We start from the raw sequence: 22,300 nt of genomic DNA, 5'->3' as shown, positions 1-22,300 counted from the left end.
AAATGGATTTACACCTATTGGCAGATAATCTTACCAACCCCGCATTGCTCTTTTTCTTTTTGGGAATTATTGCCGTACAGCTTAAAAGTGACTTGGAAATCCCTCCCAATTCCGCAAAATTCATATCGCTCTACCTCATGTTTTCCATTGGTTTTAAGGGCGGACTTGAGCTCTCACATAGCAATTTGGATATGGAAATATTGTGGTCCCTGCTTTTTGGGGTATTTCTTGCTCTTTTCGTACCAATATTTACATACTTCATATTGCGCAGAAAATTTAATGTTGCCAATTCCGGAGCCATTGCGGCTGCCTACGGTTCGGTTAGTGCCGTAACCTTTGTTACGGCCGTGTCTTTTTTGGAAATCGAACAAATAGAATTTGGAGGGCACATGGTAGCTGTGATGGCCTTGATGGAGGCACCTTCCATTATTATTGGAGTTCTGTTAATGGCCTATTTTCAAAAGGACCAAAAGAGTGGTGTTAAACTCAATGGAGTTTTACATCACTCACTTACAAATGGCAGCGTCCTACTTATTATGGGAAGTTTGGTCATTGGGTTTTTGGCAAGTGATCAACAGGCAAGAGGTATAGAACCCTTTACAACTGATATTTTTAAAGGGTTTTTAGCGGTGTTCTTATTGGACATGGGCATTAGTAGCGGGAAAAAACTAAACGATTTTCTTAAAAAGGGATGGTTCGCTTTTTTCTTTGCCATCATTATACCGCTAATAAATGGTTGTACGGTTGCCGTAGTAAGTTCAATCTTTACGGAAAGTGTAGGCAATCGGTTCCTATTTGCCATTTTGGCCGCAAGTGCTTCCTATATTGCGGTTCCGGCGGCAATGCGCTTAGCGGCACCAAAAGCCAATCCCAGCCTATACTTGCCCATGGCACTTGCCATTACATTCCCGTTCAATATTACCTTGGGGATGCCCCTTTACCTTTATATCGTCCAAACCTTTTGATCTAATCCCTATCTTTGATTTAAAGTTATTCAACCTTTATGGAAAGACATAGATGTGGCTGGTGCTTGGGAGATGACCTGTATGAAGCCTACCATGATTACGAATGGGGTGTTCCTGTAAAACACGATGACACCTTATTCGAATTCTTGATTCTGGAGACTTTCCAAGCAGGATTGAGCTGGATTACCATCCTTAGGAAACGTGAAAATTTCAGAAAGGCCTTTGATAATTTTGATTACAAGAAGATAGCGGCATATGACCAAAGTAAAATCGATACGCTTTTACAGGATCCGGGAATCGTACGCAACAAGTTAAAAGTAAATGCCACTGTTTCCAATGCAAAAGCCTTTATGGAGGTGCAACGGGAATTTGGAACTTTTAGTAATTATATCTGGGGGTTTGTGGATGGCAAGCCCATTAAAAATGCCTTAAAAACCTATAAGGATGCCCCCGCAAACACTAAACTTTCCGATGCCATTAGTAAAGATTTAAAGAAAAGGGGATTCAAATTTGTGGGTAGCACCGTGGTCTATGCCCATATGCAGGCCACAGGAATGGTAAATGATCACGAAATGCAATGTTTTAGGTACCATGAAGTTTAACATCTTATTCTTATTTATCCTATTTATGGTCTGTTTTCCTAGTTACGGGCAAAACAAATACGAAAGGGAATTTCGTATTCTTAAAAAACAATTTCCGGAAAAAGCATTGCATTATATTTCCGAAGAAATACAAGGAGCGAAAAGAGTACGGTTTTACAAGGAAATTGATAGTGCCAAAATCAGTTTTGAGGCCAAATTCAAAAAGGACAAGCTCAACTATAGTGTTGAGTTTGATGAAAATGGAAAACTGGAGGATATAGAAATTATTGTGAAGCAGATAGACATTCCGAATGCGAGTTGGGCAAACATCCAGCACTACCTTAGCACCACTTTTAAAAAATCGAAAATCCGAAAGATACAGCAACAATATCCCGTAACGGACAGCGAGTCCCCTGAAACCACCATCAAAAATGCATTTCAAAACCTATTACTTCCTTCCATAAACTATGAGCTGATGGTGAGTGGGAAAAAAGAACGGGAATATGAACAATTTGAAATTCTCTTTGACGCTGAAGGAAATCTACGAAAGTTAAGAAAATCGTTGCCACCCAACTATGACCATGTGCTTTATTAAAAGAATATGCTATGGTCTAATCCTATTGCTGTTCCAATCCGTAGCAGCACAAAATAATTTTACTGGTTATTGGGAGCCGGAAGTTGCGCTAAACTATAAAGTAGGCACCAATTACTCCCACAACTTTTCTCTTGATATACGTAACTATACCTACCAGATGAAAGATCTACAGTTACACACACGCCACTTAGATATTGCCCATTTTTCCAAATTGGATATTGGGCATGGGCAAAGCTTGGCAATTGGGGCACAGTATAGATTTAGAGAGGTTTTTGAGGATGAAGAGCAAAACGAACTTCGGTTTACCCAACAGTATAATATTACCTATCAAAGGGGCAATATTAGATTTGGAGACCGTTTACGAACGGAACAGCGGATAACATCAGATCAGACCATCCACCGATTTCGATACCGATTTGCCTTGGACTTTGCCTTGCAAGGTGAAAAGTTGGATGTGGGCGAGCCCTATTTTGTTGCTTCGACTGAAAGTTTGCTCAGTGTAGCCAAAGGCAACGGACCAGAATGGGACCAAAGGATAACCACAAATATTGGTTGGCTGTTGAATGGCCATACTAAGTTTCAGACAGGTCTGGAGTATCGTTTCGAGGACTATACCCAAAAAACAGAAAATATACTTTTTCTATTCTCTTCCTTAATTTTTTCCCTGTAGAAAATTGATGAATTGCGAACGAGGCATTTCTTCGGCACCCAAACTTTCCAAGTGGTCAGTATGTAGTTGACAATCGATTAGGTTATAATTTTTTGAGGCCAGTTCCTGTGCCAAACGTATGAATGCAAATTTAGAAGCGTTATCCGCAATACTGAACATGCTTTCACCACAGAAAACATGTCCTAGATCTACGCCATACAAACCTCCTACCAGAGTTCCTTTTTCCCAAACCTCATAAGATTTGGCATACCCCTTTTTATGGAGTTCCTTATAAGCAGACTTCATATTGTTGGTTATCCAGGTACCTTGCTGATTTGCGCGTTTTACCGTTGCACACTGGTGAAGTACTTCCTCAAAACAGGTATTTTTGGTCAATTGAAATCGGCCGCCGTTCAATACCTTGCGCATGCTTTTGGAAATCTTAATTTTCTCCGGGAAAAGTATCATTCTTGGATCGGGACTCCACCACAAAATCAAGGAGTCCTCATTGAACCAAGGGAAAATCCCGCTTTGGTATGCCAACAAAAGTCTTTCAGGAGATAAATCGCCTCCCACGGCAAGAAGTCCTTCAGAATTGGCATTCTCTACAGAAGGAAATTCCAATCGCTCCGTTAGAAAGAACAAGGGGTTATGTTCCCTATCCTTTTGCATAGCAAATTTTATTTCAAATTTACGCAAAAATCAGCAGTCCCAAAACATAGATACCACTGCCGGCTAGCATAAAAATTAAGGTATAGGGTAATATTTCCTTTGCCTTAAGCTTTGTTATGCCTAATAATGGTAAGGCCCAAAAGGGCTGCAACATATTGGTAACCTGGTCACCATATGCTAGGGCCATAATTGCTTTGGGTAAAGGCACGTTCAACCGCAACGCCGATTCTATGACCAATGGTCCTTGCACTGCCCATTGTCCTCCACCACTAGGCACAAAAATATTGACCAGCCCTGCACTGAAAAATGTAAATATTGGGAATGTGGTTTCATTAGAAATGGATACAAAAAAGTTGGAAATCCCATCAATCATTCCACTACTGGCCATAACACCCATAATGCCAAAATACAAAGGAAATTGAATCAAGATCCCAGCCGTGTCCCCGATGGCCGATTCCACTGCATGTAAAAAACTTCGGAAGCTACCATGCAAAATCAATGCGAGACCAAACATAAAAAAATTGAGCATGTTTGGTGTTATGTTCAAAGTTTTAAGCAGGGGTAAATATTGAAAGGTAAAGGCAATTAAAATCAAGGCTCCAAAGGTTATTGACAATCCTTTGGAATAATCGAGTCTTTCGGCTCCCTTTGGTTTCTTATCCGATACGGTAAGGAACCGATAAACGGGTAAATCTAAATTCGTGGGTTTTGTGATCCTTCCCAATCTTAAGGCTATAAGGGAAACAGTCACTATTACAGCAACAAAAACAATTAGGTTCCAGCTACTGAATACGGTCTGGGATGTAGAAAGGGTATTCGGTAGGCTCGCAAGAATTTTCGAATTGGATAGGTTTTCCATCAAACTTTGCAAATGTCCTGCTTCGGATACTTTTATTGGTGCTGAACCACTGATTCCTCCATGCCAAACCATTAGGCCAACATAACCGCATGCACCGATCAAAGGATAATTTACGGGAATACCATTCTTTTGGGCATACTCCCCTACTTTTCGTGCCAAAATTGCGCCAAAAATAAGACCAAGGCCCCAATTGAAAAAAGAGACCAACATAGTAGGTAATGCTACCCATAGAGCCGCATTGGCCGAGTTCGTAACATACCTTGTCAACCATAGAATAACGCGTTCCAAAGGTTTACTCAGTACCAAAACATGTCCCAAGACCAAAATGAGCATCATCTGGTAGGCAAATACCAAAAGCCCATTGTTCCAAATACCATTCTCCCAATAGGCAAGTATCGCAACCAAATGATTTTGGTTTGATGTGTTTTCGGTAAATCCCAAAGCCAGAAAAATGGTCAGGAATGTCAGCAATACAGCAATGGTAAAGGGCGAGGGCAAGTATTTTCGAAAAATACGTTCAATGGTACCAGTGAAGTTCATTAGCTGAAAGTAGGTAAAATGAAGAGAAAATAAAAGACCGGCCAAGTTTTCACCTGGCCGGTCTTAATAGTATTAAAGTGACCCCTTAAAATGGTAAATCGTCATGATCTTCCTCATTGAGATTGTCCGCCGGCTCAAAAGCCTCCATAGGAGGCACTGGGGGTATTTCAGAATTACTTTCATCGGTTTGTAAACTTTCAATACGCCATCCTTGTATGGAATTGAAATATTTTACCTCACCCTGGGGATTGGTCCATTCCCTTCCTCGAATGTTAATGCTAATCTTTATCGGTTGGCCCACATTAAAACTATTTAGCAAGTCGGTCTTGTCTTGAACGAATTCCACCAAAATATGTTGAGGGTATTGTTCTTCGGTAGTCACCACCACTTCCCTTTTTCTAAAACCATTATTGCCAAAGGTTTTTGTTTCGCCAATCATCTTAATCTTTCCTTGTATTTCCATAATCTCTATCGTTTATATTGTGTTCTTTTTTATTAAAGCCTATTGCGGAATTCCCATGAGGTAGGTTCCCTTTTTCTTGCCTTTTTTATCTTTGGCGTATCCTTTTTCCCAAGTATAATTTTCTTTGTTCAACCCATCGAGTAATTTATCCAAATCAGCAAAGCTATATATTCTAGGCAATGAAGCTTGCCCATCCCATGCATAGCATATAGGAATAATAGGTATCAAATAGGTAAATACCAGCTGTTTCCAAGTGAGAGGTTTTACAAAGGGAGTCATAAAAAGGACCATAACCATGAGTATAGTAAGGCTAATGGGCAACAATATCCACCAAATCAAGAGTGGGATATTGTTTTCCCCCAACTCATAAATCAATAAAGGTTGGTTGTTTTCCTGAGCGGACTTCAATATTTTTCTAGCTTCCTTGGGAGGCATATGATGAAAACTGTTGACCATGGTTTTGAGACCCTCAGGAGCCGCGGCGATATTAGTAGCATCCACAGGATTTTCATAATAACTTATCCCTGTTTCGGGAGTATTATTGAATCTTTGGATAAACTCTTTGTTGGGATACAAATCCGTCATTATCAATTCTACATTTTCCAAACCTTGTTTTGCTCGTAGAATTTTAAATACTTCGGGCATGGCCCCTCCCGAACCCGAGCCCATATCCACAATGCGGGATATTTTTGTGTCCTGAACTATACCGGCAATCAAGCTTGCCAACGCCTCCGGGGTTCCCATCATCCTTTGTAAAACCACTATCAGATTGGTCATACAATTTCTAAGCCAATTGGGAAACCAGTTAAAATCTTCAAATTCGAATAGTTGAATCCTTTTCATAGAGCCAATAGAATTTTCCAGGCGGAAAGTACATCATTTTTATTTAAATATTCCTGGGCCATTACATGTAGTTTATTACGATTTTGGTCATCCACAATGGATTGCAACCCTATATTATCTTGTTTAAATGCGGCTATTTCTTCGAGAGATGGAATTTCTTGTACATTTCCCAACTTTCCCAAATCATTTCCAGTAAGTATTTCACTCAACCGAATATTCTCTGGGATTTTATCTATACCAATACCCAAGGTTGCAAGGGGCTTGGGAACTTCAAAAAGTCCCTCTACGGCCCTAGTGTACCAATTGCCCCCCATACGTGCGACCTGGTCTATCTTGTAAGGGTCAATATTTCCATTTTCATCCAAAATTGAGGCATCCATGTGAATTTTCACTACTTCGGAAAAGATGAGATTTCCAGCTCCACCATTCTTTCCCAAAGGCTCTACCTTGTTCACTTTACATTCAAACTGTACCGGCGATTCGGCCACTCGATAGGGCTCTACCATATCGGATTCCAACATAGTGAGGCCTGCCTTAATGAACTCGTTCTCCCCTTCGGCATATTCGGTACTGGCCAAGGACATTTGCTGCACCATAGTATAGTTTACAATGTTGATGACCACTTCTTGTATCTTCAGAACATTTTCCAGAGTATGTTTGGTGGTATTGTCCCTAACCCTACGGGCCGGTGAAAAAATCAAGACCGGAGGATTGGCACTGAACACATTAAAAAAACTGAACGGAGACAAATTTGGCCTTCCCTTATCATCTTTTGTACTTGCAAAAGCAATAGGCCTAGGACCCACTGCTCCCAGTAAATAGTGATGTAATCGATTTGTAGAAACCTCTCCTGGAAGTATGGAAACCATCTCTGCCATTGCCTTACAAATGTAGCCAATTTACCTCCTATTTAAAACAGGTGTTCAAAGTCTTTGCACACCATAGTTTGTCAAATTGCGTTATCTTTAAATATAATAAGCCCATTGGATGAATTTTAATCCGAAAAAGAGAACGCCCAACCTCATTTTGTTGGTTTCCGCATTTGTAATCGTGAGTTTGATCCTGTGGAATACCAATAGTTTTTTCAAGAAATTTAAGGAGGAAGAACGATCTAAAATGGAAATTTGGGCCACCGCCCAATCCGAACTTCTACAGTCCTCAGAGGATATGGATCTGGGCAATCTTACCATAAAAGTGCTGCAAAATAATTCCTCAACACCCATGATCCTGGTAAACAAGGACGGTTCCATTAAAACCAATAACATGCCCGAGGACATGGTCAACGATTCCATATACTTGAAAGGAAAGATAAAAAAGTTTCAGGATGAAAACACCCCAATTTTCATAGACCAACAAGGGGAACATCTGGCAACTTTATATTACGGGAATTCTGAAGTGTTGAACAAATTGAAATACTATCCGATAGCCTTGCTGCTCATCATCTTTTTGTTCGCAGCTGTTATATTCTTCTTCTTTAAGACTAACAAAGCCTCTGAGCAAAACAAGCTCTGGGCAGGTATGGCCAAAGAAACGGCGCACCAGATAGGCACCCCTCTTTCCTCCCTTTTGGGGTGGAACGAATTATTAAAGAATGAAAGTATAAACCCTGATATCACCCTGGAAATAGAAAAGGACATATCCCGACTGGAAACCATTACAGAACGTTTTTCCAAAATAGGTTCCTTACCGGAATTAAAACCCCATGATATTGTTAAAGAGACTAAGGATGCATTTGAGTACTTGAAGCTAAGGAGCTCTAAACTTATCCATTTTTCATTTGATACCAAAGTGGATAACATATCCGTCCTTTTAAATCCTTCTCTTTATAATTGGACCATAGAGAATCTGGTAAAGAATGGCATTGATGCCATGAAGGGCCGTGGAAATATAGCTTTGGAGATAATACCCGATGGTAAATATGTAAACATATTGGTCGCGGATACGGGTCATGGTATTCCAAAAAGCGATTACCAGACCATTTTTAATCCAGGGGTGACCTCCAAAAAAAGAGGCTGGGGGTTGGGCCTATCACTTGTTAAAAGAATTGTGGAAGAATATCACAAAGGAAAAATTAGAGTCCTTTCTTCTAATAAAGAGGGCACCATAATGCAGATATCCTTAAGAGTAAACCAGTAATTATGTCAAAAGAAAAGTTAGTGACCATAAAGGAAGCGGATATAACCAACAATTGCCCGGAATGTTTTAATCAGGATATGAAAATCACTTTTTTTCAAAAACACACCTATGGTAAATTAATCCACAGGACTACCAATGAGGTTACCCACCAAATCCAATGTAAAAAATGTAATTCCATAATCTATCCAGTAAACTGGACGGACGATATTGAAAAAATCTTCGATTACTATCAAAAAATGGCGACTCCACATAAAACCTCGATACAGTTTACATCGCTATTCTATATATTAATACTGCTATTGGCGGTGTCCATAGGTGCAGGCGTATATCTATACATGGAAGGGGGCATCACATTCTAGAGCGAATACTTTGCGCTATGGCTTCAAATTCTCCCGGGGTCAAGGCTATCTTGTTTTGAAAAGTGGCATCCCTCATCCCCTGCAAGGGAATCAAATGCACATGTACATGGGGTACTTCCAACCCGATTACGGTAAGCCCTACTCTTTTACAATCTATTGCTGCTTCAATGGCCATGCCTACTTTTCTGGAAAATGCCATAAGGCCCATATAGGTCTCTTCATCCAAATCCATAATTTTGTCCACTTCTTTTTTGGGGACACAAAGTGTATGGCCTTTGGAGTTGGGATTGATGTCCAAAAAAGCAAAATAGTCCTCGTCCTCGGCTATCATGTAACATGGAATCTCTCCCTTGATAATCTTGGTGAAAATGCTTGACATATAATGTTACGTTGAAACCTGTAAGGTTCTATGTTAATCTCTAGTAATCTCCAGAACATCAAATTTTAAAGTGCCGTTGGGTACAGTTATTTCTGCGGTATCGCCTACCTCCTTACCCAATAGTCCTTTGCCAATGGGAGAGCTTACAGATATCTTTCCGGTTTTCAGATCAGCTTCACTTTCAGCTACCAAGGTATACTTCATTTCCATACCATTCGCCTGGTTCTTTAATTTTACCGTGGACAGCACCAACACCTTGGAAGTATCCAACTGTGATTCATCTATCAACCTTGCATTGGCCAGAGTTTCCTCTAATTTGGATATTTTAAGTTCCAATAATCCTTGTGCTTCCTTTGCCGCATCGTATTCGGCATTTTCTGATAAATCCCCTTTATCCCTAGCCTCGGCAATGGCCTGAGACGCTTTGGGGCGTTCCACGTCTTTGAGATGGCTCAGCTCTTCTCTCAATTTTTTAAGTCCATCTGCTGTATAGTAAGATACGCTACTCATAACTTCATCGTTTTATTAAATAGGAAAATCCTCTACTTAGACCGCGACGTACCCGGCTTTTTTAGAGAGGATTTAACGCAAAGATACATAATTTTTGTTCAACTTTGTGCTGATTATTCAAATGGACCTTACACTATGATGCGCATTTGGAGCATTGTTTTTATAACATTTTTACTTTCTTGTGACAACGATCGCACTAATAGGAATCCTTTCTTACAGGAAATCGGTTTCCAATTTGACATTAATTTGAACCTCCCCTTGTACAGTCCCTTGACCAATGTGGGAAATGCAGTTTATATACCTACCCAGGGGGTAGGAACCCGAGGTGTTTTTGTTATCAATGTGGGGTTCGATCAATTTAGGGCTTTTGAGGCCAGTTGTCCCAATCATGCTCCAAATAACTGTTCTACCATGGAATTGGACGGACAGACGGCTACCTGCTCTTGCGAGAATTACGAATACAGCCTATTTACAGGACAACAGTTGAATAGACCGGACGATGGCAATCGGTACTACGACATGTTGGAATATCGTGCTTCCTTTAATGGAAATAGCGTTATCATTTCCAATTGAATGTTTATTTCATAATACCCCTAGAATCTTATCCATTACCCAACTGGTATGTAGTCCTGAACTTCCCAAGGAAGGATGTACATATTCATCCAATAAGTGGCTTTTCATATTAGCCACATGATATTGTTGAATATGTTTGGGATTGCTTATTTCCAAGGTTTCCTTCCCTCGTCCGTTCTCCAGTTCCAAGGGATTATCATGAAAGATAGAGAATGAGATTTTACCTTCGTCACCGATTATTTCAACCGAATCCTCATGTTCATAACTCCCAAAGTTCCAATTTCCATAGCCAGTTATACCACTTTCATGTTCCCAGCAAGCAGTTATGGCATCCTTGGCCGAATATAATCCCTGTTGGTTCAGAGCCAATCCCTTGGCCTCCACAATTGGGCCCAATAGATGGCAAAACAAATCCAAACTATGACTTGCCAAATCATCGAAATACCCTCCCGGGGCAATTTTGGCATCGGTGCGCCAATTGTACATAGTACTTTTATCCAAATCCGAAGCCGGCTTTAAGAGTTGCCTCTTTATAGTTCTTATCGTACCGATAGCGCGGTTATCCAACCAATCCTTAACCTTATCAAATCTTGGAAGTGACCTTCTGTAGTAGGCAATGAACAACGGTATGTTTTTCTCTTGGAAAGCCTCATAAATTTCCAAACTATCAGCATAAGAGGGTGCCATAGGCTTTTCAATACAACAGGGTTTTCCGGCCTTGGCAACTTTTAGCGCATAGGACTTATGTGAGTCAGGAGGGGTGGCGATGTATACGGCATCAATTTCATCATCCGAAATAAGGTCATCCGCATCCGGGTAAAATTTGGGAACACCATGCCGTTGGGCATAATCCTTGCCCTTTTCCACATCCCGTCGCATTACGGCAACCAGTTCAAAACCTTCCGTATTTTGATATGCCGGTCCACTTTTAATCTCCGTTACATCCCCACAACCTATAATACCCCAACGGATAGTTTTCATATCTATTTTATTATCGGACATCTTGTTTCTGTTAAAATAGCTCTCAACAAATGTACACGTTTATGAACAGTTTAAAACCGCACCGTGGCACCTAACAAAAAATTAATCCCTGCCTGTGGGTAAAATCCAGCACCCTCAAATGTAGTAGTGCTTCCCGAGGAGTCATCATCGAAAGTAAAAAAATAACCATTGGAGACAATGTCCTGGTCCAAGATATTGTTCACTAGCCCGGAGAAGGTAATGCTCTTAAGAAAGGTATTTACTTCCCAAATATATTGGATGTTCAAGTCGGTCTGGGAATACGCCTTAAGTACAGAGACTTCACTATCAATATTGCCCATGTACTGTTTGCCGACATACTTCGTCAATGCAGAGACAAGCCATTGTTCCGTAGGGGCAAAACCCAACTGATTTCCGATGACCAAATTCGGTGAATAGGCAATATTGGTATTGCCCAAATCTTGGAGAACTCCATCTCCCTGAAATACGAAATCAAGATTTTTATTTGTGCTCAAGGCTGCGTTTGGCCTCAACCAAAACTTGTCTCCAATTTGAACATTGGCATCTATTTCCAGGCCCAAACGATAGCTGTCCCCTACGTTGGCCCGCAAAGGTGCACCTACGTCATTGAGTTCTCCGGTAAGTACCAATTGATCTTTATAGCGCATGTAATAGACATTTGTATTCAACTGAATATCCGGGGAAACATAGCGCCAACCCAATTCAAAATCATTGAGTTTTTCGGGTCTGGGATTACCATTTTCATAATCGTTTCGATTGGGCTCCCTATTGGCCCTGGCATAGGAAAAATAGAAGTTGTTGTTTCGGTCCAAATCATAGGTCAACCCCACTTTAGGGTTGAAAAAGTTAAAGGTATCATCAACTAGTCCGGTTTCTTCGCCATTGGCTTCATACCCGACCCTCCGGTATTGCATATCCCCGAATAGACTCCACTTTTGGTTTAGTTTATAGTTGGCTTTTGCAAAAGTGTTAAAATCCGTCTTAACGGAGGTATCATCATAATACCTATCCCTAATTTCACTGTTAGAGGCAAAACGGGCCCAAATGACCTCTCCAAAATGATCTCCCTCATATTTGTTCCATCCTCCACCAAGGATTACATCCCATTTATTCTTCTTATGATTCACGGAAAATACGGTCCCATAAAAGTCGTTATCCAGCCAACGCCTTCTAATCAGGTCTGTTGTATTCACTTCCTCGCCATTGACCGTAAGCGGTTCGAATCCATAAGTGGCAAAATCATCGTCTTCCCTAAACTGTTCAAAGAATCCTCTTCCACGCGTATAGTGCAGTGCAATATTCGTACTCCAATTTTCGGAAATGCTTTCGTTCCAAAGCAATTGTGCATGGTCTTGTTTATAGTTGTCCACTTCATTTTCATAAAACTGGATGTTACCGTTTTCATCGGTATACTGACCAGAGGGATTAAAGGTCCGGTCAGTTGCAAGTTGTTCCGAGGTAATACCTTCCCATGCTTGATAGGTAATTTCATGCCCACCAAAAAGGAGTGCTTTAATCAAGGTATTGTCATCTTTGAATGCCCCTTGTAAAAAATAGGAATCGAGTTCTGCCGAGGCCCTATCCACATAGCCATCCGAGGTAATTCTGGACAAGCGCCCCGAAATTTCAACCCTATCGTTCAACAGTCCCGAACTGAACTTGATGTTGTTCCGTAGTGTGGCAAAGCTTCCTATTGAACTGGAAATTTGCCCATACGCCTCTTCGGAAAACCCATCGGTCAAGAGGTTTAAACTGGCCCCGAAGGCTCCTGCCCCATTTGTAGAAGTTCCTACTCCCCTTTGCAATTGCAAACTTTCCGTAGAAGAGGCAAAATCCGGCATGTTTACCCAAAAGGTTCCCTGCGATTCCGCATCATTATAGGGAATGCCGTTAATGGTGACATTGACCCGTGTTGCATCACTTCCCCTAACACGTATTCCGGTATAGCCAACCCCGGCTCCGGCATCGGAAGTGGTGACTACGGAAGGCAGAAAATTCATTAATACGGGGATGTCCTGTCCCAAGTTTCTGGGAGCGATTTCCTCCTTTTTCAAATTGGAAAAAGTAACCGGTGTTTCCTTGGTTACGCGAATTGCCGAAACAAAGACCTCATCCAGTGCTATCTTCTTTCCTTCCAAAGAATCTGTTGGGTTTTGTTGGGCGGAAACGACTACAACTAGTCCAAAAAAAGCCCATGATGTGAATACAATTTTCATGCGATTCCCAATATTGTTTTTGAAGGGTTGCATGTAACCGCTATTTCCGAAAGCGGCGGTAGATAAAAATTTAGAATAAAGCAGTTTCATCCGTACTAAAAAATTAGCGACGAATAAAAGGGGTTGTTATTCTGTGTTAAACTTGATTTTTTGTTCAATTAAGAACGATAGAAATTCCAAAAAAGCGACTCGCGCATTCCTTGGCAGCATTACCCGCCCAGGTTCATTGGGTATAATCTCAGCTTATCCTGAACTTATAAGGATCTTTCCCTTAAAATTTGATCAGGAGTTCGCACCCCTTTGAGATGGAACAAACTTACAACTCAAACTACACATATCATAATCTTTGGAACAATTAACTTCATAATATAAACCCTAACGCCAGTTTATACGTATTTATAGTATCTATGGGCATTATGCAGGTATATGGACAAATCCAAGAATAGATTTACATTTAAGGTAGCGATCAGTTATTTGATGCTATGTTTGCTTGCCTTGGGAGCCGGATACTTCATTTATTCCGAGATACAGGTCTTGGTAAATAACGAAACCTCTGCCCAAAGTGATACCAGGTTATTACGGACAGGTTCCCTGGTTACCCAAATTTACGAAGCGGAAAGTCTGTCTAAATTGGCCTTGCAGACCAAGACCAAAAAGAATTTTAATGCGTACGCCCAAAAAATCGATTCTGTTTTTATTGAAATAGATTCCCTTAAACAACTCGCCATAGATCCCTCCCAAAAACCGAAATTGGATAGTGTAAAGTTGTTACTGGAACAAAAAGTGGCCAATAGCAATGAACTCCATAATTTAAGGGTAAAAAACGAGAATAATCGCTCAATAGACAATGTACTGGAGGAGTTTCGGAAAATGGAAGCCTCGTTTGGAAAACTTACGGTGCATAATTTTGAGAAAAATCCAGAGAAACTCTCACCGTATAAACGAAAGGTTTTGGAAGATTGGGTCGCTTATCTAAACGAGAACATTCCCGCGGATACTTCTTCCATTCCAGACTCCGAAAAAATTGATTCCGTTCTTAACGCTTCCAAGGCTCTTTTGGCCGAGGCTAAAATGAAAGATGCAAAAACACAACGCTTCTTGGCCCAAAAGGAAAATGAAATTAACCGGACGGACCTAGAGCTATCCCAGCAACTGCGTAATATTGTTTCCGCATTGGAGCAGGAAGTAATACAGAACACCTATAACGATAACCTAAAAAAGCAATCCGCGTTACGCAAGAGTATTCGTTTGGCCGGTTTGGCAGCTCTCTTGGGCTTTATTGTTGTCGGGCTTTTTACTTTTTTAATCAACCGCGATTTTTGGAAAGTACAGACCTATAGGCTGAAATTGGAAAAAGAGAAAAAGTATTCAGAATCCTTATTAAAAAGCAGGGAACAATTAATTTCTACGGTAAGCCATGATCTACGGACCCCCTTGAACACCATACAAGGATATGCTGAACTCATGGAAAATACAGATTTGACCCAAAAACAGGAAGGATATCTAAAAAAGATAACCTCCTCAACGGGGTATGTAGGCAATCTGGTTAGTGATCTTCTGGATTTTTCAAAATTGGAAGCAGGCAAATTAAAGACCGAAAAAATACCTTTTATACCTGCGTATCTTATCCAGGAAACTGCCGAAAACCTTCAGGAGCTTTATACGCATAAAAAACTAAAACTACATCTAGAAATAGATGTTTCACTACAAAAAACAGTATTAGGAGATCCGTTCCGGCTACGCCAAATACTTACCAACCTTATTGGAAATGCTTTTAAGTTTACTGAAAAGGGCCATGTAAAGATTATAGCAAGTACCGTTAAGGGTCCTAAAAAAGAAACGGTAGCAACTATAGCTATTACAGATACAGGCATCGGAATTCCCAAGGAAAAACAAGGGCTTATTTTTAAGGAATTTACACAGGCCGATACAGATACCGAAAAAAACTTTGGAGGTTATGGTCTGGGACTTACCATTTCCAAAAAGTTGACGGAATTGCTTAATGGATCGTTGAGTTTGGAAAGTAAGGTAGGTCAGGGGAGCACCTTTATACTTAAACTACCGCTGCAAATAACGCAACAAAAATCAAGTTCCGTAGAGCGAAAAATTCCGGATTTAGCAGCCAACCTTAGCATACTGATAATTGACGACGATACCGCTCTTTTAGGCATGTTACGTGAGCTTATGGAAAGTATGGGAATCACCAGTCATATCTTTACCAACTTTCAATTTGTACAAGAGGATTCTCCTTTGACCTATGATTTGGTATTAACGGACATACAAATGCCAAAGACCAGTGGTTTTGAAGTCTTGAAAAAATTGAAGTCGGGTCAATACAAACATTATAAAGGCCAACCTATTATTGCTATGACCGGCAGAAGGGATTTCGAACTGGAAACCTACACCTCAAAAGGGTTTGACCAAGTTCTACAAAAACCTTTCTCCAAAAATGAACTTATAGCTGTTTTGAGGACAATGGGTGTGGAGACCAAAAAAGTCACCGATGCAAAGACCAAAAGTCCTGCCAAAGAAGAAAAGTCCCAACGGTATAGCTTGGATATCATTCATTCCTTTTTGGGAAAAAACGAAGATGCCATTTCTGAAGTATTACGCACCTTTTTGAGGGATACACAGGCCAACATGAGACTATTGACAGAAACCATAAAAGTTATGGATTATGCTCAAATAAATCATGTTGCCCATCGTATGTTGCCTATGTTCAGGCAGCTTAGGGTGGAAAATTGTGTGCCCGTATTGGAGCGACTGGAAGTAGCAACCCAGGATTCTATGAACGCCAGTGCCCTTCTTCATGATTTGCAGCAGCTAAAGAAAAATGTACAACTTTTGGCCTCTGAAATGGAAAGTAGGTGGGTTATAAGTCCAAGTTATAGTGATTGATTTTGTTGTAGAGTGTCTTTCGGGTAACCTGCAATAATTTAGCAGCCTTTGACTTATTGAAATTGGTCTTTTTCAATGCTTTGATGATACGATCTTTCTCAAAATCAGATTTAGAGAAGTTTTCTGGCTTTGTTGTGTTATGGTAGTTCGATTGTAAAACTTCCTTGGGAAGTGTTTCTATCTTCACCTCATCACCTACTGTTAAAAGCACCGCTCTTTTGACTATATTTTGAAGTTCCCTTAAGTTTCCTGGCCAATGGTATTGTCGAAAAGCTTCCCATACTTCTGCCGAGAAACCATGAACCTCTTTATTCAAATTTTCATTGGCCTTAGCCAAAAAATGGTCTGCAAACAAAATCAAATCTTCAAATCTTTCTTCCAAGGACGGAATTTGAATGGAAAACTCGTTCAATCTATGGTACAGGTCCTCTCTAAAGCTTCCCTTTTGAACGGCCAGTGCTAAATCTTCGTTTGTAGCCGTTATGATACGTACGTCCACATGAATTTCCTTGGTACTACCTACACGCTTTATCTTCCGTTCCTGTAAAGCTCTCAATAATTGGATTTGATTTTCATAGGAAAGATTCCCTACCTCATCTAAGAAAAGGGTACCTCCATTGGCTGCTTCAAAGTTTCCGGTTTTGTCCTCAATGGCTCCCGTAAAGCTTCCCTTTATATGACCAAAAAATTCACTTGTAGCCAGCTCTTTTGGAATGGCCCCACAATCAACGGCTACAAAGTTGTAATCCTTCCGCTTGCTGTTTTTATGTATTGCCTTGGCAGTAACTTCTTTGCCCGTACCGCTATCACCCGTGATTAATACGGACATATCCGTAGGCGCTACTAGTTTAATATAATCATCCAATTTCTTGGAAGCATCGCTAACTCCTAAAATTGTCTTTTCAGGCAGATTCTCTTTAGGTTTCGAAGTTGTATTCTTCTGTTTGGGTTTTTGCACGCTTGGAGTATCATGAATTTCATCGGATGGTTTTGTCCTCAAGGCATTTTCAATGACCATGATGATTTCCTCTGGAGTAAATGGCTTGGAAATATAATCGTAAGCCCCTTGTTTCATAGCCTTGACCGCTGTGCCCACTTCCGCATAGCCTGTCATAAGAATAACGGGGGTTTTGGGCTTTACTTTCTTTATATCGTCCAATAACTGTATGCCATCATAATCCGGCAAACGCAAATCCGTCAAAATAACATCAAAATCAGTGACATTAAACTTTTCCTTGGCATCGTTGGCATGGTAACAAATCTCTGCATCATAGCCTCTTTTAATCAAAAACTTCTGTAGCATTTGACAAAAAGCCGAATCGTCTTCAATGATCAAGATGTTTGGCATAAAAAAATTCTTGTGCTATATGTACGTAAAAATAGCATAAGAAAGCTGTTTGCTTTTTAAAATTATCATAAATAATGAATGAAATTCGGAGGTAAAACCGGGGATTCACCAGTGCTAAATAACTCTTTTAAAGCCTTCTACTTGATGTATGGAAACCATTTTTTAGGGAAGTTGATTTTCCCAGCTCTAATTTTAATCTAAAGGAGAATATAGATTCCCGAATAGCTTCGGATAAATCCATTTAAAATAGGGCACAGGGTTTAAAATATAGCTTCATACCGTCTTGTAAAGCCAATTCTGAGGAAAGTATTTTGGGAAATTGTGTCTTAAAAAAAGCTTTGCCTATTATTTCATGTATTGAGTCGGCCCAAATAGAAAGGGGTCGTACAATGACGACCCCTTTCCGACCAAACCAACTTGATACAAAACAAATAACTCAAGTTATTTACATTTCGATCCAGTTACCATTTTCGTCAGCATACAAAGTTCCTGAGGTTCCATCTTCCAAAGAAACTTCCAGTTTATATTGTTGTGCTTCGTTAACATAAGCCTTGTCAATAGTAGCAGTTGGGTAATTTTTGGCTACTGCAGCGGTTACCGCCTCTGGCAATTCGCTAGCTGAGATTTCCGAAAAGTCATCCTGAGCAGCAACGGCCTCGGTTGCATCAACTTGGGCTTCATCCGTATCTTGGGCGAAAGCTGTTAGACTTCCGAGAGACAATGCTAAAACAAAAACTAATTTTTTCATGATTTTCAAATTTTAATACTATTACTAATTAAACATGAACTATGTATAGAAAATATGGTACCAGAATCCTGATAAAATTTAAATAGTTCATTATCAATAAATTAAAAAGAAATAGAATTACTCTAAGGTGTGTAATTTTGGGTACTTGGTATTTGAACCGTGTAAATTATACACGCAGAGGTAACATATTCTAAATGCAATTTATGAATGAAGAAAATCTTAAATTGAAAGGAATAATCCAGTGTGTTATTAACTAGTACTTGATGTAGTGCAACTGACTTTTCCAGGATTCCGACTATCCACTAAATATACAACTATGGGCTCATGATAATTTGTAGTTTTATCCAATAAAAATCCCCGGCGATTAAGCCAGGGATTTTAAAACCAAACTAAGCAATATATTAATTAACTCTATGGATAATACTTGCTAAATTACATCTCTAACCAATTGCCTTCAGCATCAGCATATAACTCAACTTGCTCACCGTCTTCTTTGGTTACTTCAAGTTTATATTGAGATTGCTCGTTCATATAAGCTTTTGCTACTGAAGCCCCGGGATGTGCAGCTTCCAAAGCTTTTGTAATAGCTTCTGGCAACTCTTCCAAAGCTACTTCATTAAAACCATCTTGAGCCTCAACAGCTTCAGCTGCAACTTCTTCCAAATTTGCAGTTGCTTCCTCGGTTACTTCTTCTTGTGCAAAAGCAGTCATTGTGCCCAAGGCCATTACTGCAACTAACATTACTTTTTTCATTTTCTTGTGTTTAAATTATTTGTATTTGTTTTGCTAATTGCCAATAGTAAAGGGAAAACAGTGCCAATGTGGTTTTTTTATCTAAAACTGTTTTAATCAATTGAAAAACAACACTTTAATCAAATTGTTGTTCTTGATATGACTGTATAGGGATGTGTAAAAAACCAAGAAAAGTGTATAAGATTTACACACATTTTCCATCTCCATTTTTATCAAAGCTGTTTAACGGGCGTTACTTACTTGATGTGAAGATTTTAATAAGTCGTTTACCGTCTTTACCGGGTTGAAGGTAGACAAAGGTACTTCCACGAATATGGTATTCCAAAAGGCCATAGCGCCATTCCAGAGGCCCGGAAGCTCTAAGGCTTTTAATTCCCTGCCTTCCTTTGTTTTTCCTGTTATAAATCCCTGTTTTGGGTCTATAAAATTCAGCAAATTGTATTTTGCCCCCTTATAATCTTTGATGCCACAGACTAAGTCCACAGGGTTAAAATGAGTGGAGTTCCTAAAAATGGAAACTTGGGTGCTATTATTCATATCAACTTGGGCGGATTCCACAATCTGTAAAGAGACCGTATCATGTCTATCTCGAATCCAGAACGGGCCACCTCCCGGTTCTCCTTCATTTTTAACCATACCGCAAACACGTATCGGCCGGTTTATTTTATCCTTTATTATCTCAACTTGTTCCGCTATATCCAAGCTTGAAAAATCATCGGAGAACAGGACATTTAGTCGATTGGTCAAAAAATTTTGAATTTCACTCAATTTTTCATTTTCCAAGGGGTCTTCATCCAGTAATTTAGCATATTTAAAAGCCTTTTGTTGTACCTCTAACAATACGCCTGCCAATGTTTTTTTACTGTCCGAAACTTCCTCCAAAACTTCTGGAACAACTACGTTATCAATATTTTTAATAAATATGATATCGGCATCTTGCTCGTTCAAATTTTCAATCAGTGCCCCATGTCCGCCAGGTCTGAACAACAATGAACCATCATTATTGCGAAATGGGCTATTTTCCATATCTACGGCTATGGTATCCGTAGAAGGCTTCTGATAAGAATACCCGACCTGAAAGGAAGTATTTGTCTTGGCGGAAACCCGCTCTTTGACCGAATTGAACTCCTTTTTGAACATTTCTTCATGCTGCGGGGAAATCGTGAAATGCAGATTTGCTTTCTGCTCGGTCTTGGCATACTTGGACGCTTCAATCAGGTGTTCCTCAAAGGGTGTGGCCACATTTTCCCCATATTTATGAAAGGGTAGAAGGCCTTTGGGATAAAAACCATAATCCAAGGCATTTTCGGACATCATTTCCTTAACGAACAAGTATAATTCTTTTCCTCTAGTACTTGCCTTTTCCGACATTCTATTCTGCACCAGATTATAAAATGGAAAATCGGATAGGTCTTTCGAAAACTGCCTCAGGTCGGCATCATTTGTTCGCTCAAGATAATCCTCCAAACTTTCAAGGTCAGGGTCATATGTATCCAAAAAATTGAACAAAGCCTTGAACATTCTTGAAGCTGCCCCGGAGGCAGGAACAAATTTTAGCAAGGAAAGAGACCCACTGTTCTTTTCAAAATAGCGAACTAGTCGGGTCTGCTCATCTTCCGAAAACTTTAAAATCCCATCATCTACCACAGCTGCTTTTTCCAACCGTACAAAAGGGATTCCTTCTTTAAAAGTTCCGATTTGTTTTTGTACAATTTCCTTTGCAATACCTTTACTTTTCAGTTGTTCCAAATCCTTTTCCGACAGCTGTATCATTTATCAATTAAATTATTTATGTGTTCTATGGCTGTTGACAACCGTGTTTCCTCATTTCCTTTTAGGATTACAAAATTACGGTTATATTTTTCCAAAGTATCCTTAAAATACGCAAACATTCGTTCCCGTTCGTTGGGCTTGTCCCTCAGGTCATCCCCTACCCAAGGAATGTCTATATAGGTAAGGAAATAAAGATGATACGAATTTTTTAATGCATATTCTTCCAGTAACGGATCACAATGCCCAACATAATACGCTTCGGAATATACTTTGGTTTCCAGCAAATCGGTATCACAAACAAGAACTTTTGTTGCTTTTTTGGTCAGTTCGTTTTCTAGTCTTATTTGACCTTCGGCTATGGGTAACAAGTCCTTAGGTTCACAGACCTTTTGCTCACTGTTCCATTTATTTTGCAGATATTCTCGGGCATATTCAGGTACCCATACCGTATTATAATGCCTAGCCAATAGTTCTGCTAGGGTAGTCTTTCCTGTTGATTCCGGTCCGAACAGAACTACCTTAACAACGTCTGAGGGCTCTTGTTTAAGTCTTTCCTCCATGAGAAATAACCGAAAATGGCAATTATGGTTAAAATGAAAAACAGTATCGAACTAAAGATAAGTCCTTTGTACAAATAGAGCGGAACGGTAATGATGTCACCAATAATCAAATATATCCAATTCTCCAACTTCTTTTTAGCCATAAGCCACATCCCTACGAAAAAAAATGCCGTTGTAAGTATATCTGTATATGCCGTCCAAGTATTAAACCTATCCGTGGCCGAGTAGATAATACCCACAAAAACAATAGCCCCCGTAAAAAGCAAGATCGACCATTTCTTCTCCTTTGCCGTTGTTAAGGTGACTGGGATGAAGTGGGTTTCGTCCACTTTTCTGGTCCAGGCAAACCAACCTACTATACTCATGGCGAAATAGTAGGCGTTTATGAGCATATCGCCCAAGAGGCCATAAACCCATAATATATAAACTGCTATTCCCGTGCCAATTATTCCTGTGGGAAAAACCAATATATTTCCACGTTTGGAGTATATAACGCTTAACAGTCCAAAAAAAGCACTTATCAATTCCAGGACAACAATATGGGTAGGCGTATCCTGATATTGCGAAAATATCCAATCAAAAATGAGGTTCATACTCGCTTCGGTCGGATTTTACGATTTTCATGTACATCAGACCCTTGTCCATCAACTCAAAAGCTGTCTTGATTTCGGTATGCAACAAAGTCATTACAATCTCATAGTCTCCAAATACTTGGGTACTAAGTGGATTTTCTAAAATGGTGAGCCCGGATGCCCTAAGTTTTTTTATGAAGTTGATGATGTGCTCCTCAAAATCGTCCTGTAAAGGGGAAAAAGTAAGTTCAACGGAAATATGCATAGTTCAGTACTAGGAAAGTTCATGAAACATAAATCACAAAC

The 22,300-nt window shown here is 39.9% G+C and carries 24 protein-coding genes; 8 read left to right on the top strand and 16 right to left on the bottom strand.

All coding sequences use genetic code 11. The annotated features are described in order from the left end of the window. Positions 1–2 precede the first annotated feature (2 nt). The 4 genes from D7Z94_RS04870 to D7Z94_RS04855 are packed head-to-tail and all read left to right on the top strand — an operon-like array spanning position 3 to position 2,811. Positions 3–965 (top strand): sodium-dependent bicarbonate transport family permease, encoded by a 963-nt coding sequence (locus D7Z94_RS04870; RefSeq protein ID WP_120710379.1) that lies wholly within the window; start codon positions 3–5, stop codon positions 963–965. A 38-nt stretch (positions 966–1,003) separates the two neighbouring features. Continuing rightward, positions 1,004–1,567, top strand: a complete 564-nt coding sequence (locus D7Z94_RS04865) for a DNA-3-methyladenine glycosylase I (RefSeq protein WP_120710378.1) — start codon at positions 1,004–1,006, stop codon at positions 1,565–1,567. After that, positions 1,557–2,141 carry a hypothetical protein gene (locus D7Z94_RS04860; RefSeq protein ID WP_120710377.1) on the top strand — a complete coding sequence of 195 codons (585 nt, stop codon included), beginning with the start codon at positions 1,557–1,559 and terminating at the stop codon, positions 2,139–2,141. The genes D7Z94_RS04865 and D7Z94_RS04860 overlap by 11 nt, the downstream gene beginning before the upstream one ends. Then, positions 2,128–2,811 carry a DUF2490 domain-containing protein gene (locus D7Z94_RS04855; RefSeq protein ID WP_245967137.1) on the top strand — a complete coding sequence of 228 codons (684 nt, stop codon included), beginning with the start codon at positions 2,128–2,130 and terminating at the stop codon, positions 2,809–2,811. Before D7Z94_RS04860 ends, D7Z94_RS04855 begins: the two co-directional genes overlap by 14 nt. Here D7Z94_RS04855 and aat read toward each other — a convergent pair. From aat to D7Z94_RS04830, 5 genes are all read right to left on the bottom strand, one after another. Further along, positions 2,794–3,462 (bottom strand): leucyl/phenylalanyl-tRNA--protein transferase, encoded by a 669-nt coding sequence (aat, locus tag D7Z94_RS04850; RefSeq protein ID WP_120710375.1) that lies wholly within the window; start codon positions 3,460–3,462, stop codon positions 2,794–2,796. The two genes, D7Z94_RS04855 and aat, sit on opposite strands and share 18 nt — an antisense overlap. 19 nt (positions 3,463–3,481) lie before the next feature. Beyond that, positions 3,482–4,861 carry a short-chain fatty acid transporter gene (locus D7Z94_RS04845; RefSeq protein WP_120710374.1) on the bottom strand — a complete coding sequence of 460 codons (1,380 nt, stop codon included), beginning with the start codon at positions 4,859–4,861 and terminating at the stop codon, positions 3,482–3,484. 85 nt (positions 4,862–4,946) lie between these two features. Then, positions 4,947–5,324 (bottom strand): DUF3127 domain-containing protein, encoded by a 378-nt coding sequence (locus tag D7Z94_RS04840; RefSeq protein WP_120710373.1) that lies wholly within the window; start codon positions 5,322–5,324, stop codon positions 4,947–4,949. Positions 5,325–5,363: 39 nt separating this feature from the next. Further along, positions 5,364–6,167 carry a hypothetical protein gene (locus D7Z94_RS04835; protein WP_120710372.1) on the bottom strand — a complete coding sequence of 268 codons (804 nt, stop codon included), beginning with the start codon at positions 6,165–6,167 and terminating at the stop codon, positions 5,364–5,366. After that, on the bottom strand, positions 6,164–7,036 hold the full coding sequence (locus D7Z94_RS04830; RefSeq protein ID WP_120710872.1) for a flavin reductase family protein: 873 nt from the start codon (positions 7,034–7,036) through the stop codon (positions 6,164–6,166). The genes D7Z94_RS04835 and D7Z94_RS04830 overlap by 4 nt, the downstream gene beginning before the upstream one ends. A 118-nt stretch (positions 7,037–7,154) precedes the next feature. Here D7Z94_RS04830 and D7Z94_RS04825 point away from each other — a divergent pair, with 118 nt between their 5' ends. Both D7Z94_RS04825 and D7Z94_RS04820 read left to right on the top strand, forming a co-directional pair. Next, entirely contained in the window at positions 7,155–8,303 is a 1,149-nt protein-coding gene (locus D7Z94_RS04825) for a sensor histidine kinase (RefSeq protein WP_120710371.1), read from the top strand. 2 nt (positions 8,304–8,305) lie between these two features. After that, positions 8,306–8,662 (top strand): hypothetical protein, encoded by a 357-nt coding sequence (locus D7Z94_RS04820; protein WP_120710370.1) that lies wholly within the window; start codon positions 8,306–8,308, stop codon positions 8,660–8,662. On the opposite strand, the gene D7Z94_RS04815 is transcribed toward D7Z94_RS04820, so the two are convergent. Continuing rightward, complete coding sequence (locus tag D7Z94_RS04815) at positions 8,652–9,041, bottom strand: HIT family protein (RefSeq protein WP_120710369.1); 390 nt, start codon at positions 9,039–9,041, stop codon at positions 8,652–8,654. The two genes, D7Z94_RS04820 and D7Z94_RS04815, sit on opposite strands and share 11 nt — an antisense overlap. 33 nt (positions 9,042–9,074) lie before the next feature. Then, a complete protein-coding gene (greA, locus tag D7Z94_RS04810; RefSeq protein WP_120710368.1) occupies positions 9,075–9,551 on the bottom strand; it encodes a transcription elongation factor GreA in 477 nt (158 codons plus the stop codon). A 135-nt stretch (positions 9,552–9,686) separates the two neighbouring features. Here greA and D7Z94_RS04805 point away from each other — a divergent pair, with 135 nt between their 5' ends. Beyond that, positions 9,687–10,124, top strand: coding sequence for a Rieske (2Fe-2S) protein (locus D7Z94_RS04805; protein WP_170158833.1), 438 nt, complete (start codon positions 9,687–9,689; stop codon positions 10,122–10,124). Positions 10,125–10,133: 9 nt separating this feature from the next. On the opposite strand, the gene D7Z94_RS04800 is transcribed toward D7Z94_RS04805, so the two are convergent. Both D7Z94_RS04800 and D7Z94_RS04795 read right to left on the bottom strand, forming a co-directional pair. Then, the gene (locus tag D7Z94_RS04800; protein ID WP_120710367.1) at positions 10,134–11,126 is read right to left on the bottom strand and encodes a Gfo/Idh/MocA family protein; all 993 of its coding nucleotides are present in this window, start codon (positions 11,124–11,126) and stop codon (positions 10,134–10,136) included. Positions 11,127–11,176: 50 nt separating this feature from the next. Further along, entirely contained in the window at positions 11,177–13,342 is a 2,166-nt protein-coding gene (locus D7Z94_RS04795) for a TonB-dependent receptor (protein WP_120710870.1), read from the bottom strand. Positions 13,343–13,768: 426 nt separating this feature from the next. On the opposite strand from D7Z94_RS04795, the gene D7Z94_RS04790 reads away from it, so the two are divergent. Continuing rightward, entirely contained in the window at positions 13,769–16,240 is a 2,472-nt protein-coding gene (locus D7Z94_RS04790; protein WP_120710366.1) for a hybrid sensor histidine kinase/response regulator, read from the top strand. Here D7Z94_RS04790 and D7Z94_RS04785 read toward each other — a convergent pair. From D7Z94_RS04785 to D7Z94_RS04755, 7 genes are all read right to left on the bottom strand, one after another. After that, on the bottom strand, positions 16,215–17,588 hold the full coding sequence (locus tag D7Z94_RS04785; RefSeq protein WP_120710365.1) for a sigma-54-dependent transcriptional regulator: 1,374 nt from the start codon (positions 17,586–17,588) through the stop codon (positions 16,215–16,217). The genes D7Z94_RS04790 and D7Z94_RS04785 overlap by 26 nt on opposite strands. A gap of 445 nt (positions 17,589–18,033) precedes the next feature. Continuing rightward, a complete protein-coding gene (locus tag D7Z94_RS04780; protein ID WP_120710364.1) occupies positions 18,034–18,336 on the bottom strand; it encodes a hypothetical protein in 303 nt (100 codons plus the stop codon). Between the two features lie 432 nt (positions 18,337–18,768). After that, positions 18,769–19,089 carry a hypothetical protein gene (locus tag D7Z94_RS04775; RefSeq protein WP_120710363.1) on the bottom strand — a complete coding sequence of 107 codons (321 nt, stop codon included), beginning with the start codon at positions 19,087–19,089 and terminating at the stop codon, positions 18,769–18,771. Between the two features lie 222 nt (positions 19,090–19,311). Continuing rightward, entirely contained in the window at positions 19,312–20,862 is a 1,551-nt protein-coding gene (locus D7Z94_RS04770) for a DUF4301 family protein (protein WP_120710362.1), read from the bottom strand. Beyond that, a complete protein-coding gene (locus D7Z94_RS04765) occupies positions 20,859–21,422 on the bottom strand; it encodes an AAA family ATPase (protein ID WP_120710361.1) in 564 nt (187 codons plus the stop codon). The genes D7Z94_RS04770 and D7Z94_RS04765 overlap by 4 nt, the downstream gene beginning before the upstream one ends. After that, positions 21,377–22,015 (bottom strand): nicotinamide riboside transporter PnuC, encoded by a 639-nt coding sequence (pnuC, locus tag D7Z94_RS04760; RefSeq protein ID WP_120710360.1) that lies wholly within the window; start codon positions 22,013–22,015, stop codon positions 21,377–21,379. The genes D7Z94_RS04765 and pnuC overlap by 46 nt, the downstream gene beginning before the upstream one ends. Further along, positions 21,999–22,259, bottom strand: coding sequence for a hypothetical protein (locus D7Z94_RS04755; RefSeq protein WP_120710359.1), 261 nt, complete (start codon positions 22,257–22,259; stop codon positions 21,999–22,001). Before D7Z94_RS04755 ends, pnuC begins: the two co-directional genes overlap by 17 nt. Positions 22,260–22,300: the final 41 nt, after the last annotated feature.

Origin of the sequence: Ulvibacterium marinum, assembly GCF_003626755.1 — a bacterium.
Lineage (GTDB): Bacteria > Bacteroidota > Bacteroidia > Flavobacteriales > Flavobacteriaceae > Ulvibacterium > Ulvibacterium marinum.
Note: the sequence above shows the minus strand (reverse complement) of the source record. Positions and strands in the feature narration are given on the sequence as shown.

Excerpts from the sequence above, each read along its gene's own strand:
- D7Z94_RS04870 (WP_120710379.1), top strand. The coding sequence starts at position 3 with ATGGATTTACACCTATTGGCAGATAATCTTACCAACCCCGCATTGCTC.
- D7Z94_RS04865 (WP_120710378.1), top strand. The coding sequence starts at position 1,004 with ATGGAAAGACATAGATGTGGCTGGTGCTTGGGAGATGACCTGTATGAA.
- D7Z94_RS04860 (WP_120710377.1), top strand. The coding sequence starts at position 1,557 with ATGAAGTTTAACATCTTATTCTTATTTATCCTATTTATGGTCTGTTTT.
- D7Z94_RS04855 (WP_245967137.1), top strand. The coding sequence starts at position 2,128 with ATGTGCTTTATTAAAAGAATATGCTATGGTCTAATCCTATTGCTGTTC.
- aat (WP_120710375.1), bottom strand. The coding sequence starts at position 3,462 with ATGCAAAAGGATAGGGAACATAACCCCTTGTTCTTTCTAACGGAGCGA.
- D7Z94_RS04845 (WP_120710374.1), bottom strand. The coding sequence starts at position 4,861 with ATGAACTTCACTGGTACCATTGAACGTATTTTTCGAAAATACTTGCCC.
- D7Z94_RS04840 (WP_120710373.1), bottom strand. The coding sequence starts at position 5,324 with ATGGAAATACAAGGAAAGATTAAGATGATTGGCGAAACAAAAACCTTT.
- D7Z94_RS04835 (WP_120710372.1), bottom strand. The coding sequence starts at position 6,167 with ATGAAAAGGATTCAACTATTCGAATTTGAAGATTTTAACTGGTTTCCC.
- D7Z94_RS04830 (WP_120710872.1), bottom strand. The coding sequence starts at position 7,036 with ATGGTTTCCATACTTCCAGGAGAGGTTTCTACAAATCGATTACATCAC.
- D7Z94_RS04825 (WP_120710371.1), top strand. The coding sequence starts at position 7,155 with ATGAATTTTAATCCGAAAAAGAGAACGCCCAACCTCATTTTGTTGGTT.
- D7Z94_RS04820 (WP_120710370.1), top strand. The coding sequence starts at position 8,306 with ATGTCAAAAGAAAAGTTAGTGACCATAAAGGAAGCGGATATAACCAAC.
- D7Z94_RS04815 (WP_120710369.1), bottom strand. The coding sequence starts at position 9,041 with ATGTCAAGCATTTTCACCAAGATTATCAAGGGAGAGATTCCATGTTAC.
- greA (WP_120710368.1), bottom strand. The coding sequence starts at position 9,551 with ATGAGTAGCGTATCTTACTATACAGCAGATGGACTTAAAAAATTGAGA.
- D7Z94_RS04805 (WP_170158833.1), top strand. The coding sequence starts at position 9,687 with ATGATGCGCATTTGGAGCATTGTTTTTATAACATTTTTACTTTCTTGT.
- D7Z94_RS04800 (WP_120710367.1), bottom strand. The coding sequence starts at position 11,126 with ATGTCCGATAATAAAATAGATATGAAAACTATCCGTTGGGGTATTATA.
- D7Z94_RS04795 (WP_120710870.1), bottom strand. The coding sequence starts at position 13,342 with ATGAAAATTGTATTCACATCATGGGCTTTTTTTGGACTAGTTGTAGTC.
- D7Z94_RS04790 (WP_120710366.1), top strand. The coding sequence starts at position 13,769 with ATGGACAAATCCAAGAATAGATTTACATTTAAGGTAGCGATCAGTTAT.
- D7Z94_RS04785 (WP_120710365.1), bottom strand. The coding sequence starts at position 17,588 with ATGCCAAACATCTTGATCATTGAAGACGATTCGGCTTTTTGTCAAATG.
- D7Z94_RS04780 (WP_120710364.1), bottom strand. The coding sequence starts at position 18,336 with ATGAAAAAATTAGTTTTTGTTTTAGCATTGTCTCTCGGAAGTCTAACA.
- D7Z94_RS04775 (WP_120710363.1), bottom strand. The coding sequence starts at position 19,089 with ATGAAAAAAGTAATGTTAGTTGCAGTAATGGCCTTGGGCACAATGACT.
- D7Z94_RS04770 (WP_120710362.1), bottom strand. The coding sequence starts at position 20,862 with ATGATACAGCTGTCGGAAAAGGATTTGGAACAACTGAAAAGTAAAGGT.
- D7Z94_RS04765 (WP_120710361.1), bottom strand. The coding sequence starts at position 21,422 with ATGGAGGAAAGACTTAAACAAGAGCCCTCAGACGTTGTTAAGGTAGTT.
- pnuC (WP_120710360.1), bottom strand. The coding sequence starts at position 22,015 with ATGAACCTCATTTTTGATTGGATATTTTCGCAATATCAGGATACGCCT.
- D7Z94_RS04755 (WP_120710359.1), bottom strand. The coding sequence starts at position 22,259 with ATGCATATTTCCGTTGAACTTACTTTTTCCCCTTTACAGGACGATTTT.